10 protein-coding genes are annotated in these 15,159 nt (G+C 66.4%); 3 read left to right on the top strand and 7 right to left on the bottom strand.

What is annotated here, in order from left to right:
* Positions 1 to 119: 119 nt before the first annotated feature.
* Positions 120 to 962, bottom strand: a complete 843-nt coding sequence (serB, locus tag NX774_RS07850; protein ID WP_258822721.1) for a phosphoserine phosphatase SerB — start codon at positions 960 to 962, stop codon at positions 120 to 122.
* 10 nt (positions 963 to 972) lie between these two features.
* On the bottom strand, positions 973 to 4,419 hold the full coding sequence (gene mfd / locus NX774_RS07845; RefSeq protein WP_258821625.1) for a transcription-repair coupling factor: 3,447 nt from the start codon (positions 4,417 to 4,419) through the stop codon (positions 973 to 975).
* Between the two features lie 145 nt (positions 4,420 to 4,564).
* Here mfd and NX774_RS07840 point away from each other — a divergent pair, with 145 nt between their 5' ends.
* Positions 4,565 to 5,803, top strand: a complete 1,239-nt coding sequence (locus tag NX774_RS07840; protein ID WP_258821624.1) for a sugar MFS transporter — start codon at positions 4,565 to 4,567, stop codon at positions 5,801 to 5,803.
* 112 nt (positions 5,804 to 5,915) lie between these two features.
* Here NX774_RS07840 and NX774_RS07835 read toward each other — a convergent pair whose 3' ends face one another.
* From NX774_RS07835 to NX774_RS07820, 4 genes are all read right to left on the bottom strand, one after another.
* Positions 5,916 to 6,533: a glutathione S-transferase family protein gene (locus tag NX774_RS07835; protein ID WP_258821623.1), complete on the bottom strand. Its 618-nt coding sequence runs from the start codon at positions 6,531 to 6,533 to the stop codon at positions 5,916 to 5,918.
* A 61-nt stretch (positions 6,534 to 6,594) separates the two neighbouring features.
* Entirely contained in the window at positions 6,595 to 7,287 is a 693-nt protein-coding gene (locus tag NX774_RS07830) for a helix-turn-helix transcriptional regulator (protein WP_258821622.1), read from the bottom strand.
* Between the two features lie 2 nt (positions 7,288 to 7,289).
* Complete coding sequence (locus tag NX774_RS07825; RefSeq protein ID WP_258821621.1) at positions 7,290 to 8,228, bottom strand: 5'-nucleotidase; 939 nt, start codon at positions 8,226 to 8,228, stop codon at positions 7,290 to 7,292.
* Positions 8,229 to 8,249: 21 nt separating this feature from the next.
* Positions 8,250 to 10,700, bottom strand: coding sequence for a penicillin-binding protein 1A (locus NX774_RS07820; RefSeq protein WP_258821620.1), 2,451 nt, complete (start codon positions 10,698 to 10,700; stop codon positions 8,250 to 8,252).
* A gap of 159 nt (positions 10,701 to 10,859) precedes the next feature.
* On the opposite strand from NX774_RS07820, the gene NX774_RS07815 reads away from it, so the two are divergent.
* Positions 10,860 to 13,115, top strand: coding sequence for an OPT family oligopeptide transporter (locus tag NX774_RS07815; protein ID WP_258821619.1), 2,256 nt, complete (start codon positions 10,860 to 10,862; stop codon positions 13,113 to 13,115).
* A 97-nt stretch (positions 13,116 to 13,212) separates the two neighbouring features.
* Here NX774_RS07815 and NX774_RS07810 read toward each other — a convergent pair whose 3' ends face one another.
* On the bottom strand, positions 13,213 to 14,136 hold the full coding sequence (locus NX774_RS07810; protein ID WP_258821618.1) for an NAD-dependent epimerase/dehydratase family protein: 924 nt from the start codon (positions 14,134 to 14,136) through the stop codon (positions 13,213 to 13,215).
* Positions 14,137 to 14,241: 105 nt separating this feature from the next.
* Between NX774_RS07810 and NX774_RS07805 the strand changes: the two genes are divergently transcribed.
* Positions 14,242 to 15,138 (top strand): LysR substrate-binding domain-containing protein, encoded by an 897-nt coding sequence (locus NX774_RS07805; RefSeq protein WP_258821617.1) that lies wholly within the window; start codon positions 14,242 to 14,244, stop codon positions 15,136 to 15,138.
* Positions 15,139 to 15,159: the final 21 nt, after the last annotated feature.

Here is a 15,159-nt window from a genome sequence, read left to right as displayed (position 1 = left end):
GCGGCTTGAGCGCACGCGTGTTTGCGTAGCGTGGGCAGGTTTCCTGCCCACGCGTTCAGGCGGCACATGCATTGTTTGAACGCGTGGGCAGAAGATCTGCCCACCCTACGAGACCCCGCTCAGGCCAGCACGTTGAGCAGGCCGTCCAGCCCGCAGAAGTTCAGCGCCACGTCAGCCTGTGCGCGCACCACCGGCTTGGCGCGGAAGGCTACCGACAGCCCGGCCACGCCCATCATCTTCAGGTCGTTGGCGCCGTCGCCCATCACGATCGCACGGCTGGTCGGCACGCCCAGTTCGGCGCAGATGCGCTGCACCGTGCGCATCTTCTCGTCCGCGTCCACGATGCCGCCGACCACGCGCCCCGTCAGGCAGCCGCCTTCCGCTTCCAGCACGTTGGCGTGCGTGTAGTCCAGGCCCAGCCGCGCCTTCAGCCGCTCGGTAAAGAAGGTAAAGCCGCCCGATACCAGCAGCGTCTTGATGCCTGCGGCCTTCACCGACTCGAGCATCGCTTCGCCGCCCATCGACACGCGCAAGCGCTCGTCGTACACGCGCTGCAGCGCGCCCACGTCCAGCCCCTTGAGCAGGCTGATGCGGCGCGTCAGGCTGGCCGAGAAATCGAGTTCGCCGCGCATTGCCGCCTCGGTGATTTCGGCCACCTGCGGTTTCAGGCCCTGCATGTCCGCGATCTCGTCGATGCACTCGATCGTGATGAGCGTGGAGTCCATGTCCATCGCCAGCAGCGAGAAGTCGGCCAGCGTGCGGCCGGGCCGGATGAAGGTTGCGTCCACCTGCGCCGCGAATGCAGCTTCCTGCACCGCCTCGCGGGTCTCGTGCGCGTGCTCGACGTCCTCGCAGCGGATCGCACGGGGGCCAAGGACGGTGATGTGTGCCGGCCGGGCGATGGCCGCGATTTGTTCGAGCCGCGCCTGGTCGGCCTGCGGTCCCTGCAGGACCAGATTCATCTTCATGTCGTTACGTCAGTAGTTGTTTGATGGTTTGCTTGACCTGGTTCACGCGCGCGCCCAGGTCCGGCATGTTGGCCGTGATGCGCAGCTTGTCCTGTCCCGCCAGCTTGATGTGGCGGTTCTTCTGGATCAGCGTGATGATCTTGATCGGGTCGACCGGCGGCTTTTCGATGAAGTGCAGGCTCGCTGCCTCGCCGTGCGCGTCGATCTTGTTGATGCCCACGGATTTGGCCAGAATGCGCAGCCGGTGCGTTTCGATCAACGCCTTCACCGCGTCCGGCAGCTTGCCGAAGCGGTCGATGAGCTCTTCCTGCATGTCGTCGATCTTGTCCTGGCTTTCGCAGTTGGCCAGCCGCTTGTAGATCGACAGCCGCTCGTGCACGTCGCCGCAGAAATCCGACGGCAGCAGGGCCGGCACGTGCAGGTTGATCTCGGTGGTGGAAGACAGCGGGGCGCTCATGTCCGGCTCGCGGCCCGCCTTGAGCGCGCGCACGGCCTCATTGAGCATGTCCGAATACAGCTGGAAGCCCACTTCCAGCATTTCGCCCGACTGGTTCTCGCCCAGCACCTCGCCGGCGCCGCGGATCTCCAGGTCGTGCATGGCCAGGTAGAAGCCGCTGCCCAGTTCTTCCATCTGCTGGATCGCGTCCAGCCGGCGCTGCGCCTGCTTGGTCAGGCCGTTCACGTCGTTGACGAGCAGGTAGGCGTAGGCCTGGTGGTGCGAGCGGCCCACGCGCCCGCGCAGCTGGTGCAGCTGGGCCAGGCCGAACTTGTCCGCGCGGTGCATGATGATGGTGTTCGCGGTCGGCACGTCGATGCCGGTCTCGATGATGGTCGTGCACAGCAGGATGTTAAAGCGCTGCGCCACGAAGTCGCGCATCACCTTTTCCAGGTCGCGCTCGTGCATCTGGCCGTGGGCCACGCCGATGCGGGCCTCGGGTAGCAGCTCCTGCAGCATGGCGCGGCGGTTCTCGATGGTCTCGACCTCGTTGTGCAGGAAGTAGATCTGGCCGCCGCGCTTCAGTTCGCGCAGGCAGGCTTCGCGGATCACGGAGCCATCCTCGGTGCGCACAAAGGTCTTGATCGCCAGGCGCTTTTGCGGCGCGGTGGCGATGATCGAAAAGTCGCGCAGCCCTTCCAGCGCCATGCCCAGCGTCCGCGGGATCGGGGTTGCGGTGAGCGTGAGCACGTCCACCTCGGCGCGCAGCGCCTTGAGCGCCTCCTTCTGGCGCACGCCGAAGCGGTGTTCCTCGTCGATGATGACCAGGCCCAGGCGATCGAACTTCACGTCCGGCGAGAGCAGCTTGTGGGTGCCGATCACGATGTCGAGCGTGCCGTCGGCCATGCCCTTGATCGCGTTGTTCACTTCCTTGCCGGTCCGAAAGCGCGACAGCTCGGCGATGCGCACCGGCCAGTCGGCAAAGCGGTCCGCAAAGGTCTGCGCGTGCTGCTCGGCCAGCAGGGTAGTGGGCGCCAGGATGGCGACCTGCTTGCCGCCCATGACCGCAATGAACGCCGCGCGCAGCGCCACCTCGGTCTTGCCGAAGCCAACGTCGCCGCAGACCAGCCGGTCCATCGGGTGCCCCGAGGTCATGTCCTTGATGACGTTGTTGATCGCTTCCGCCTGGTCGGGCGTCTCGTCAAAGCCGAAGCTCTGCGCGAAGTTTTCGTAGTCCACGGACGAGTACTGGAACGCGTGGCCCTGGCGCGCGGCGCGGCGCGCGTACAGGTTGAGCAGCTCGGCCGCGGTGTCGCGGACCTGCTCGGCGGCCTTGCGCTTGGCCTTGTCCCACTGGCCGGAGCCCAGCGCATGCAGCGGCGCGTCCTCTGGCGAGGCGCCGGAGTAGCGCGAGATCACGTGCAGCTGCGAGACCGGCACATACAGCTTGGCGTCCTTGGCGTACTCCAGGTGCAGGAACTCGGTCTCGCCTTCGCCCAGGTCCATGCTGACCAGGCCCAGGTAGCGGCCGATGCCGTGGTTGATGTGCACCACCGGGTCGCCGATCTTGAGCTCCGACAGGTCGCGCACCATCGACTCGACCTGGCTGGCGGCCTCCTGCTTCTTGCGCCCTGCACGGCGGCCGGCGCCGGCGTACAGCTCGGTCTCGGTGATGAAGACGAGCTCCCCGCTCGACGCCTCTGACAGCTCGAAGCCGGCCTGCAGGGGCGCCACGCCCAGCGCCACCTTGGCGCCCGAGGTGCGGAAGTCCTCGTAGCTTTCAACTGCGCCGAGGTCCAGCTTGTATTCGTTGAAGTACTGCTGCAGCGTTTCGCGCCGGCCGTTCGATTCGGCGCAGATCATCACCCGCGTCTGCGTGCGCATCAGGTACGAGCGCAGGTTCGCAAGCGGATCTTCCAGGCGGCGGTTGACGGCGATGTCGGGGATCGGCGCGGACAGCTCGGATGCCTGGCCGAGCGCATCGCGCGTGATGGCCCAGCGGCCGTGCGGCTTGGCGCGGGTGAAGAACTGCTCGGCCGAGAGGAAGATCTCTTCCGGCGGGAGGATCGGGCGCTCGCGGTCGGCCTTCAGGAAGCGGTAGCGCGATTCGGTGTCGAGCCAGAAGCGCTGGATGGCGCCGTCGATATCGCCCACGAACGCCAGTGGCGCCTCCTGCGGCAGGTAGTCGAACAAGGTCGCGGTCTCGTCGAAGAACAGCGGCAGGTAGTACTCGATGCCGGCCGGCGCGATGCCGTTGCCGATATCCCGGTAGATCGGCGATCGGGTCGGGTCGCCCTCGAAGCGTTCGCGCCAGCGGCCGCGGAAGGCCGTGCGCGACTGTTCGTCCATCGGGAATTCGCGGCCGGGCAGCAGGCGCACTTCCTTCACCGGGTACAGCGAACGCTGGGTGTCGGCGTCGAAGGTGCGGATGGTCTCGATCTCGTCGCCGAACAGGTCGATGCGGTAGGGCAGGGGCGAGCCCATCGGGAACAGGTCGAGCAAACCGCCGCGGACCGAATATTCGCCCGGCGACATCACCTGCGAGACGTGGGTGTAGCCGGCCAGCGTGAGCTGCGCCTTCAGTTTCGCTTCGTCGAGCCGCTCGCCCTGCCGGAAAAAGAAAGTGTACGCGGCCAGGAAGGACGGGGGCGCAAGGCGTACCAGCGCGGTGGATGCCGGCACCACGAGCACGTCGCACTGTCCGTTGCGGATCTCGTGCAGCGTCGCCAGGCGTTCGGACACCAGGTCCTGGTGGGGCGAGAAGGCGTCGTAGGGCAGCGTTTCCCAGTCGGGCAGCAGGTGGCACGACAGCTTGTTCTCTGCGAACCACGCGATCTCGTCGAGCAGGCGCTGGCCATCGCTGGCATTGGCCACGACCACGGTCAGCATCTCCTTTTTCGCCTTGAGCTCCTGGCCCGCGACCGCGAGCGCGTAGGCGTCCGATGAGCCGTACAGGGTGGGCAGGGCGAAGCGTTGTCCGGGTTTGGGGAGATGTTTTTTGAGATCGAACGACATGCAGCGGGCGAAAACAATCAGCGGATCGGTTGTCAATTATAGACGAAGGGGATGGCGCCCGCCGCCGTGCAGCTATCCCCGGCAAGCGGATTATGGCTATACTGTCGGGCACCTTGTACTAAAACTACATATCACCGGAGACACCATGGAGCAGACGGCTCACACGCCGCCGCTGGCCCAGCCTGGCGAGGCATCGGCCACGAATACGGGACCGCTGGTCATCGTCACGATCCTGTTTTTCATGTGGGGCCTCCTGACCTCGCTGAACGACATCCTGATCCCGCACCTGAAGGGCATCTACACGCTGAGCTACATGCAGGCGATGCTGGTGCAGTTCTGCTTCTTCGGCGCCTACTTCATCGTGTCGCTGCCGGCCGGGATGCTGATCCGGCGCATCGGCTACCAGCGCGGCGCCGTGACCGGCCTGTTGATCGCCGCCTGCGGCTGCGCGCTGTTCTACCCGGCGGCGCAAAGCGGGTATGCAGTGTTCCTGTTCGCGTTCTTCGTGCTGGCAAGCGGCATCACCATCCTGCAGGTGGCGGCCAATCCCTACGTCACGGTGCTCGGGCCGGCGCGTACGGCGTCCAGCCGGCTGACGCTGACCCAGGCCTTCAATTCGCTCGGCACCACGGTCGGGCCGCAGGTGGGCGGGCTCCTGATCCTGTCCGCGGCGGGCGCTGCTGCCGGCGGCGCGGCCAGCGTGCAGGGACCGTATCTTGGCCTGGCCGCGGCACTTGCGCTGCTTGCGGTGCTGTTTGGCCTGGCGCGGCTGCCGAAGATCAGCCACGAGCAAGACGCCGCGGTCCCAGGCGGCGGATCGCTGTGGGCGCATCCCCACCTGGTGCTGGGCGCGGTCGCGATCTTCCTGTACGTGGGCGGCGAGGTGAGCATCGGCAGCTTCCTCGTCAGCTTTTTGGGCGAGCCGGATATCGCCGGGCTGTCGCACGCGCAGGCCGCGCATTACGTCAGCTTTTACTGGGGCGGCGCGCTGCTGGGGCGATTCATCGGCTTTGCCGTCATGCGCTCGGTCAGCCCGGGCAAGGCGCTGGCCGTCAACGCGGCCGGCGCCATCGTGCTGGTGCTGGTTGCCGTGTTCGGACATGGGCCGCTGGCCATGGTCGCGATCATCGCGGTCGGGCTGTGCAACTCGATCATGTTCCCCACCATCTTCAGCATGGCGCTGCACGGCCTTGGTCGACTGACGGGCCAGGGCTCGGGCGTGCTGTGCATGGCCATCGTCGGTGGCGCGCTGGTGCCGTTTGCGCAGGGCGCGCTGGCCGACCATGTGGGCCTGCAGCCCTCGTTCATCGTGCCGGCGGCCTGCTACCTGTTCATCCTGTATTTCGGGGCGCGCTTTGCGCAGCTGCACAAGAGCGCCGGGTAGGGTGGGCGGGTTTCCCGCCCACGCGTCCAGCGGTGGCATGGGTTGCGACAGCGCGCGCGGTGTTTGAACGCGTGGGCGGCAGAGCCGCCCACCCTACCTGTGCCGCCACCGATCAGAACACGGCCGTGGTGTGCCGCCATGCCGGCAGGTCCTGCACGCGGCCGAACCAGGCCATGATGTGCTGGTACTGGGCGAGCGGTACGTTGGCGCGCTCCAGGTACATCATGGGCGCGGCCATTGCGTAGTCGGCCAGCGTGACCGCATCGCCGCACACCCACTGGCGGCTTGCCAGGTGCGCGTCGAGCACGGCCGCGAACCGGGCCAGGTCGCGCTCGCCACGCGCCAGCTCCACCGGGTCGGTGTCGATGCCGTAGACGACTTTCTTCCACACGTTCTCCCACACAATGACACCGATCGCCGGCGCGAAGTGCTGGGTGGCCCAGAACATCCAGCGGTTCACGTCGGCCCGTGCAATCGGGTCCTCGGGGTAGAGGGTCTGGCCGGGCGTGCAGTCGGCCAGGTATTGCATGATCGCGCACGATTCCGTGAGCACGAAGTCTTCGTCCAGCAGCACCGGGATCTTGCTGTTCGGGTTGACCTCTTCCAGCCGGCGCCGGTCGGCCGCGCTGGCCAGGTTGATCTCGACCAGGTCGAGCTTGATGCCCAGGTGATGGGCAGCCATGGTCACGCGGCGGGCATTCGACGACACGGGGTTGTAGTACAGGTGCATCGCAGTCTCCTTGCTGGGTTGTTGATGCAGCAATGCTACGCGTAGGGTGTGACAGTTTTTGTCAGTAGTCTTGTTCGATCCCGAGCTCGGCTCGCCACTGGCGCAACAAGTCGTGGCGTGGGCGCGGATAGCGTTCCGAAGTCAGTTCCGCGTGGCCGATCCGGTCGACGCGGAAGTGGCGCAGCGCTTCGCGCAACTCGCACCATGCAGCAAGAATACGGCTCTCGTCGAAGTACGCCAGGGCGAATGGCCAGACTGTGCGCTGCGACGTTGTTCCGTTCACGTCGCTGTAGTCGATGCGCAGCTTGAACTGCCGCCGGATCGCTTCGCGCGCCGGGCCGACGAAGCGATCGGAAGGCGCGGCCTGCTGGCGCACCGGCACCCACAGGCTCATTTCGGCCATGTGATCGCGCAGGTCGCTTGGCGTGGCGGTGGCGATCTTGGCAAGCGCGCTCTTGGCCGCCGCCGCCAGCGACTCGTCGCCCTGGCGCTTGACCCAGCGCGCGCCCAGCACCAGCGCCTCCAGTTCGTCGGCGCCGAACATGAGCGGCGGCAGGAAGAAGCCGCTGCGCAGCAGGTAACCGACGCCAGCCGAGCCGTCCACCGGGGCGCCGAGCTGCGCCAGGGTCTGGATGTCGCGGTAGATCGTTCGCTCGGACACGCCTAGCTGCGCGGCCAGCGCTGCCGCCGTCACCGGGCGGCGATTGGCGCGCAGGGCGTCCATCAGCTGGAACAGGCGGCCGGTGCGGCTCATGGTCAGGCGGTGGGACGGCGGTTGGCGATCCCGAACGGCACGTGCACCATCGGGATGGTGCCGCCGGGCGCGGACTTCAGGTGGGTGAGCTGGTCGTCGAAGAAGATATGCGGCCTGAATACCGACAGCACGCGCGCCTTGTCCATCCCGCCCAGGAAAAAGGTCTCGTCGGCGGACACGCCCCAGCTCTTGAGCGTGGTGACCACGCGCTCGTGCGCGGGCGCGCTGCGGGCGGTGATGATGGCGATGCGCACGATCTTCTTGTACGCCGGGTCGCGCCGCTGTTCGCGTTCCTGCATGCGCTGCATCAGCGCCAGCTTCTGGAACATGTCGGCCAGCGGGCCTGGCTGGTGCGGGCGCGCCATGTGCAGGGTTTCGTGCGCGTGGAATTCGTCGATGCCGTCGCGCTTGAACACCAGCTCGGACTCGTCGTCCGCGATCACGCCGTCGAAGTCGAAGGCCACGCGCAGTTCCTCGTCCGCCTCGTCATCGACGATCTGCGAGGGCAGCACCAGCCCGGCCGGGTAGTCGGCGGCGATGGCGTTCTTGACGTCTTCCTCGTTCGCGGACAGGAACAGCGACACATTAAACGCGGGCAGGTAGGCGTACGGCGACTTGCCGCTCATGAAGCTGGCGCGCGTGATGTCCAGGCCGTAGTGCGCGATCGAGCGCATCACGCGCAGTCCGGTCTCTGGCGAATTGCGCGAAAAGAGCACCACTTCCACCGGCGCCTGGCGCGGGAAGTGGCGGTTGATGGTCAGGAAGCGCCGGATGAACGGGAAGGCCACGCCGCGCGGCAGGATCTCGTTGATGTGCGCTTCCTGGTACTTGCGGTATTCCTCGGGCCCGCTGTCCAGGTACACCTGGTGCGACGCGGAGAGATCGAACAGCGCGCTCGAGGACACGCCGATGACCAGCTTGTGCTCAATCTGGAACGCCATTCGGTCTCCTTCGGGTTACGGTCAGCCCGCACCGTGCGCCGCGGGGGCGACCGGCGTTGCAGGCGGCAGCGGCCGTATCGGGGCGGTCTGCGCGGGCGGCACCGCCAGCGGATGCGATGGGGAGCCCGGTGCAGGCAGCGGCGCCGCGCCCGTCTGCGGCGCTGCCGCGGGGGCGGACGCATCGCCCGGTGGCGGCAGCGTTGCCTGCTCGATGTCGATGCTCTTGAGCTCCGGCGTTTCGGCGAACTCGCTGTACACCCAGTCGTCGTTCTCGCGCACCACGCCGTCCGGCACCGCGCGTTCTTGTTCCGGCCGCTTGTTCAGCGCCACGTGCATGTAATCGATCCAGATCGGCAGCGCGACCGTGGCGCCGAACTCCTTGCCGCCCAGCGAGCGCGGCTCGTCGTAGCCCATCCACGCCACCGCCACCACGCCGCCGCCGTAGCCCGAGAACCAGCCGTCCATCGCATCGCTGGTGGTGCCGGTCTTGCCGGCGATGTCGTTGCGGCCCAGGCGCTTGGTGGCCTCGGCGCCGGTGCCGTACTTGGCCACGTCGTGCAGCATGCTGTCCATGACGAACACGTTGCGCGGGTCGAGCACGCGGTTGTCTTCGATGCGCGCTTCCGGCGTCTTGACCTCGGCCAGCACCTTGCCGTCGCCGTCCTGGATCTTCGAGATCAGGTAGGGCTGCACCTTGTAGCCGCCGTTGGCAAAGATCGCGTAGGCGCCCACCATCTGCTGCGGCGTGACCGCGCCGGTGCCGAGCGCCAGCGTGTAGTTCTTCGGCTGGCGCGCCTCGTCGAAGCCGAACTTGCCCAGGTATTCGTGTGCGTACGGCACCGAGATCGCGCGCAGCAGCCGCACCGACGCCACGTTCTTCGAGTGTGCCAGCGCGTTACGCATGGTGATCGGGCCGTCCCACTTGCCGTCGTCGTTCTGCGGCGTCCAGTTCTTCCCGGCGTCCTCGCCCGGCATCTCGAGCGGCTCATCCAGGATCATGGTGCCCGGCGAATAACCCTTGTCGAGCGAGGCCGAATAGATGAACGGCTTCATGCCCGAACCCGGCTGGCGCCACGCCTGGGTGACGTGGTTGAACTTCTGCAGGCCGAAGTCGAAACCGCCGACCATGGCGCGGTAGGCGCCGGTGTCGGCGTCCATCGCCACGAATGCGGCCGCCACCTGCGGCACCTGGCTGATCGCCCACGGGGCCTTGGCGTTCTCGCGGTAGATGCGGATCACCGCGCCCGGCGTCAGCTTGAGCGCGTCCTTGGCCTTGTCCGACAGCGCGTTGGTGGCCAGTTTCAGGCCGGCGCCGGTGATGTCGATGACGTCGCCGTCCACGTTCTCCACCTGCACCTTCGAGGGCGAGGCCGACAGCACGACCACCGGGATCAGCCCGTCGCTCTGTGGGCGCTTCTGGATCGCCTCGACGATCGCATCCTCGCGCTCCTCGCGGTCGGACGGCAGATCGATGCGCGCCTCCGGCCCGCGGTAGCCGTGGCGCAGGTCGTAGGCGAGCACGTTGCGGCGCAGCGATTCGTAGGCGGCTTGCTGGTCCGCCTTGACGATCGTGGTGGTCACCGAGATGCCGCGGGTGTAGGCCTCGTCCTTGAACTGGGCATACACCTGCTGGCGCGCCAGTTCGGCCACGTACTCGGCATGCACGTCGTATTCCTGGCCGCGGGTGTTCACGCGCAGGGTCTCGTGCAGTGCCTTCTCGTACTGCTCGTCGGTGATGAATCTCAGGTCGTGCATGCGGCCCAGCACAGCGTGCTGGCGTTCGCGCGCCCGCTTGGGGTTCACCGCCGGGTTGTGGCGGGCCGGGTTCTGCGGCAGGCCGGCCAGCATCGCCATCTCGGCCACCGACAGCTGGTCCAGTGTCTTGCCAAAGTAGGTGCGCGCCGCGCTGGAGAAGCCGAACGAGCGCTGGCCAAGGTAGATCTGGTTCATGTAGAGCTCGAGGATCTGGTCCTTGGTGAGCGCCTTCTCGATCTTATAGGCGAGCAGCACTTCGGTGAGCTTGCGCGATGCGACCTTTTCGCGCGACAGGAAGAAGTTGCGGGCCACCTGCATGGTGATGGTGGAGCCGCCGCTTGCGCCAAAGCCGTGCACCACGTTCGAGCGCAGCACGCCGAACGCGCGGAACCAGTCGATGCCGCTGTGTTCATAGAAGCGCGAGTCCTCGATCGCGAGCACCGCCTTCTTCATCATGTCCGGGATCTTCTCGATCGGGACGAAATCGCGGTGCTCCTCGCCGAATTCGCCGATCAGCACATGGTCGGCGGTGTAGATGCGCAGCGGGATCTTGGGTTTGTAATCGGTGACGGCGTCGATGTCGGGGACGTTTGGCGCAATGGCGAACATGACGTAGCCGACGGCGCCGCCGACGAACAGCAGCAGCGCGGCCAGTGCCAGCAGGAGGAAGCCGCGTGCGCGGCGGGGAGGCTGATGCAGCTTGGAGGATTTTGTCAAAACTGAACTCTCAAGGTTTGGCCTGCTCGATATCCAGGCCATTGGCGGCAAATTATAATCCGCTTTCATTCCTCTACGGCATGTGCCATAGTCACGCCTTTGCAGGATCATGGCGCTGCACTTTCGGGCGCGCCAGTCAATACTTTTCGAGGATAGCGCATGCCTTACGATCCCAGCCCCGCCTCCGTCAAGCCATACATACCCGCGTCCGCCCAGCTTCCCGAAATGACCTTCCGCGCCCTCATCGTCGGCGTGATCCTGGGGATGGTGTTCGGCGCCTCGTCGCTGTACCTGGTGCTCAAGGTGGGCCTGACGGTGAGCGCGTCGATACCGGTGGCCGTGATCGCGATTACGCTGTTTGGCCTGGCCAAGAAGTTCGGGGCGCGCGAGCTGTCGATCCTTGAAAACAGTATTACCCAAACCGCCGGCTCGGCCGGCGAATCGCTGGCCTTCGGCCTGGGCGCCACCATGCCCGCCATTATGATCCTCGGTTTCGACCTCGAGATCACGCGCGTGATGCTGGTGGCGGTGCTGGGCGGCCTGCTGGGCATCCTGATGATGATCCCGATGCGCCGCACCATGATCGTGGACCAGCACTTCGAGCTCAAGTACCCGGAAGGCACCGCTTGCGCCGAGGTGCTCAAGGCCGGCGCCACGCCGGGTTCGCGCGCGGCCGCGGGCGAGGCGCTGGACGAGAATTCGAACGAAGCGAAGGACGCGCGCCGCCGCGCCTTCATCATCTTCGGCGGCTTCGGCCTTGGCTTGCTGTACAAGGTGGTGAGCATCTCGCTCAAGGGCTGGAAGGATACCGTCAATTTCATCTTTGGCGCGCCGCTCAAGGCCGGCTCGATCGGCGCCGAGATCTCGCCCGAGCTGCTGGGCGTGGGCTACATCATCGGCCCGCGCATCGCCATGATCATGGCCGGCGGCGGCGTGCTGTCCTACCTGCTCCTGATCCCGATGATCAAATTCTTCGGCGAGCAGCTCGCGGTGCCGGTCGCACCGGGCACCATGCTCATCAAGGACATGACGCCGGACGATATTCGCAGTGCATACGTGCTGTACATCGGCGCGGGCGCCGTGGCCACCGGCGGCCTGATCAGCCTGGTGCGCTCGCTGCCGACCATCTGGCACGGGCTCAAGGCCGGCCTGTCGGGCCTGGGCAAGGCCAGCAGCGCCGACAAGTCGCTGCGCACCGAGCAGGACATGTCGTTCAAGTCGGTCGTCATCGGCTGCCTGGCGATCATCGCCGTGATCACCTTTGCAACGCCGCTGCATATGAACGTGCTGGGCGCGCTCCTGATCCTGATGTTCGGCTTCCTGTTCTCGACCGTCTCGTCGCGCCTCACGGGCGAAGTGGGCTCGTCGTCCAACCCGATCTCGGGCATGGCGGTGGCCACGCTGCTGTTCACCTGCCTGATCTTCCTGGTGATGGGCTGGACCGGCGGGCAGTACTACGTGACCGCGCTGTCGGTTGGCGCGATCGTCTGCATCGCCGCCAGCAATGCCGGCACCACCTCGCAGGACCTGAAGACCGGCTTTTTGGTCGGCGCCACGCCGCGCCTGCAGCAGTATGCGATCCTGGCCGGGGCACTTGCGTCGGCGCTGATCCTGGGGCCGATCCTGCTCAAGCTGAACGATGCCGGCACCGTGTACGTACCGGCTGCCAAGGTCGCGCCGGGCATCACGGTGGACGCATCCAAGCTGACCGCCAGCGCACAGCTGCAGGGACCGCAGGCCGCGACCGATCACAATACCTACAAGGTCTGGCAAAAGACCGACGCCAACGGCGGCCCGGCCGGCAAGTACCTGGTGACGGACGACGGCAAGCTGGCTTACCTGGTGGACCCGGGCATCAATGGCCAGTACCACCAGCGCCCGGACGGATCGGAAGTGAAGAAGTTCGACGCGCCCAAGGCCGTGCTCATGTCCTACATCATCAAGGGCATCCTCGACCAGCAGCTGCCCTGGACGCTGGTGCTGTTTGGCGTGATGATTTCGATCGTGCTCGAGATGGCGGGCGTATCGTCGCTGGCGTTCACGGTGGGCGTGTACCTGCCGCTCGTTTCGACGCTGCCGATCGCCATCGGTGGCCTGATCCGCTGGGCGGTGGACCGCCGCAATAACCAGCTGCCGCAGTACGAGAAGCTCTCCGACCACGAATGCCAGGCCGCGGGCGATCGCAGCCCCGGCACGCTGCTTGCATCGGGTTACATTGCCGGCGGCGCGCTGGCGGGCATCGTCATTGCCATCACGGCGGGCTTGATGACCGACTTCGACAACAACATGAACAAGTGGGCAGAGGCGGCCAACCCGTTCTTCGCCGGGGCCAGCGCGGATGCGTTGTCGATTATTCCGTACGCGGTGATCTGTGTGCTGCTGTACTGGGTCGGGCGCGAGAAAGCGCAGCCGTAAGTGAGCCGCCGTTCGTAGGGCGGGCGGGGTGAGGCTGGGCAGTGCCCAGACGAACGAACGCCCACGCGTTCAGGCGGCAGTGGCCCGCCTCACACCGTCACACGTACGACAGGTCGTGCTGCAGGATCGCGTCGTCCAGCCACTCGTCCACGTGGCCGAAACGGTATCCCAGCGCCGTGGCACGCGCGGTATCGAGCGCCAGCGGGGCAGGGTAATCGAAGGGCGACAGTTCGCCCGCTGTCCTTGATCCGGCCTTCAGCACCCGGGGCGCCGCGTCCAGCATCTGCGCCACCTTGTGGTACAGGTCGTGCGCGGAAAGCGCGCCGTCGCAGGCCGCGTTCACCGCTCCCTCGAACCGCTGCGCGCCGGCCCACACCAAAAAATCGGCCGCGTCCTGCGGCGACAAAAGGGAAGTCGTTGCGCGTTCGTCGGTGTAGCGCAGCGGTGCGCCGCTGCGGATCAGGTCCACATAATGCGCCAGCCGCCCGGTGAAATCGCCCGAGCCACCCAGCACGTGGGCAAGGCGCGCCGTCACCAGCGGCAGTGAGCCGTCGCGGTACAGGTAGGCCTCGGCCTGCAGCTTGCCGCTCACGTAGCTCTGCGTGGCCAGGTTCGGGTCGTGCCAGGGGTAGCTGGTGTCGATCGGTTGTGCGAGCACGTTCAGGTCCGCTTCCCTGGCCGGCTTGTCCAGCTTGCCCAGCAGGGGGCGGTACACGTCGATGGTCGAGGTCATGACGTAGCGGCCCACCTTGCCGGCGAAGGTGCGCACCGCAATGGCTGCATCCAGCGGGCTGTAGCACATTTGGTCGTACACCACGTCGTACTGCGCGTTGCGGAAGGCTGCGCGCATGGCCAGCTCGTTGCGCCGGTCCACCCGGATCCGCTCGATGCGCGCGCCAAACGGATCGGGCGCATAGCCGCGGGTGGCGATGGTGACCCGGTGGCCGGCCATCACCAGCCGCTGCACCAGCAGTTTGCCGAAAAATCGCGTACCACCGATCACCAAAATATTCTTGTTCATGTCTCTTCCTCAACCGATCAGGTATATTTTGTGCTCAGTAGTTGCTATGATCAAACGAGAAAAAGTTGGGGCTATGCGTAAGAAAAACTTAATCATGGTGCGCCGGTGAAGGCGCTGCGCAGCCTGTCGGGCCTGATCGATTTCGACTGCGCGGCGCGCTGGGGCAGTTTCAAGCTCGCGGCGCAAGAGCTGCACAAGACGCCGGCGGCGGTCAGCCAGCAGATCAAGCACCTGGAGGAGACTGTGGGCTTTGCCCTGTTCGTGCGCCACCCGCGCCAGATCACGCTCACGGACAAGGGCCAGGAGCTGGCGGTGGCTGTCGCACGCATGCTGGGCGAGCTGCGCGACAAGGTCGGCGCGCTGCAGCAGGGCGACGAGGAGGCGGTGCTGCGCATCTCCACCACGCACTCGTTCGCGATCAAGTGGCTGGTGCCGCGCATGCACCGCTTCACCAAGCTGCACCCGTCGCTGGACATCCGCATCGACTCGAACGACGCCCCGGTGGACCTGCAATCCAACAGCACCGACGTGGCGATCCGCTACGGGCCGGTGGTGGAGGGTGACCCGGCCACGCTGTTCCGCGAGCGCCTGGTGCCCGTGTATAGCCCGGACCTGCTGGCGCCGGGGCAGGGCGCGCTGACCCTGGCCGACCTGAAGGACCACCCGCTGCTGTGCGAGAAGTCGAACGAGAAGTGGCTGCAGCTACTGAACGAGAACAAGGCGCTCAAGGGCAGGTACGATTTCTCGCGCGGGTACAGCCACTGGGGCGTGCTGGTGCAGGCGGCGGTGGCGGGGCAGGGCGTGGCGCTGGTGCCATACGGGATCGCGTATGGCGACCTGGCCGCCGGCGCGCTGCGCCAGATCGCGTGCCGCAGTGCGCCGTTCGGGCATGGCTACCGCTTCCTGGTCAATCCGCACAAGGAAGGCATGAGCAAGATCCAGCGCTTTCGCGCCTGGGTGGTGGCGGAGATGGACGCGATGCGGCGCGCGATGGAAGCCTGAAACGAACGACGGCGGCCATGC

The organism is Massilia agilis (assembly GCF_024756255.1).
Taxonomy (GTDB): Bacteria; Pseudomonadota; Gammaproteobacteria; order Burkholderiales; family Burkholderiaceae_D; genus Telluria; species Telluria agilis.
This window is presented reverse-complemented; position numbering and strand designations above follow the sequence as displayed.

Excerpts from the sequence above, each read along its gene's own strand:
- serB (WP_258822721.1), bottom strand. The coding sequence starts at position 962 with ATGAATCTGGTCCTGCAGGGACCGCAGGCCGACCAGGCGCGGCTCGAA.
- mfd (WP_258821625.1), bottom strand. The coding sequence starts at position 4,419 with ATGTCGTTCGATCTCAAAAAACATCTCCCCAAACCCGGACAACGCTTC.
- NX774_RS07840 (WP_258821624.1), top strand. The coding sequence starts at position 4,565 with ATGGAGCAGACGGCTCACACGCCGCCGCTGGCCCAGCCTGGCGAGGCA.
- NX774_RS07835 (WP_258821623.1), bottom strand. The coding sequence starts at position 6,533 with ATGCACCTGTACTACAACCCCGTGTCGTCGAATGCCCGCCGCGTGACC.
- NX774_RS07830 (WP_258821622.1), bottom strand. The coding sequence starts at position 7,287 with ATGAGCCGCACCGGCCGCCTGTTCCAGCTGATGGACGCCCTGCGCGCC.
- NX774_RS07825 (WP_258821621.1), bottom strand. The coding sequence starts at position 8,228 with ATGGCGTTCCAGATTGAGCACAAGCTGGTCATCGGCGTGTCCTCGAGC.
- NX774_RS07815 (WP_258821619.1), top strand. The coding sequence starts at position 10,860 with ATGCCTTACGATCCCAGCCCCGCCTCCGTCAAGCCATACATACCCGCG.
- NX774_RS07810 (WP_258821618.1), bottom strand. The coding sequence starts at position 14,136 with ATGAACAAGAATATTTTGGTGATCGGTGGTACGCGATTTTTCGGCAAA.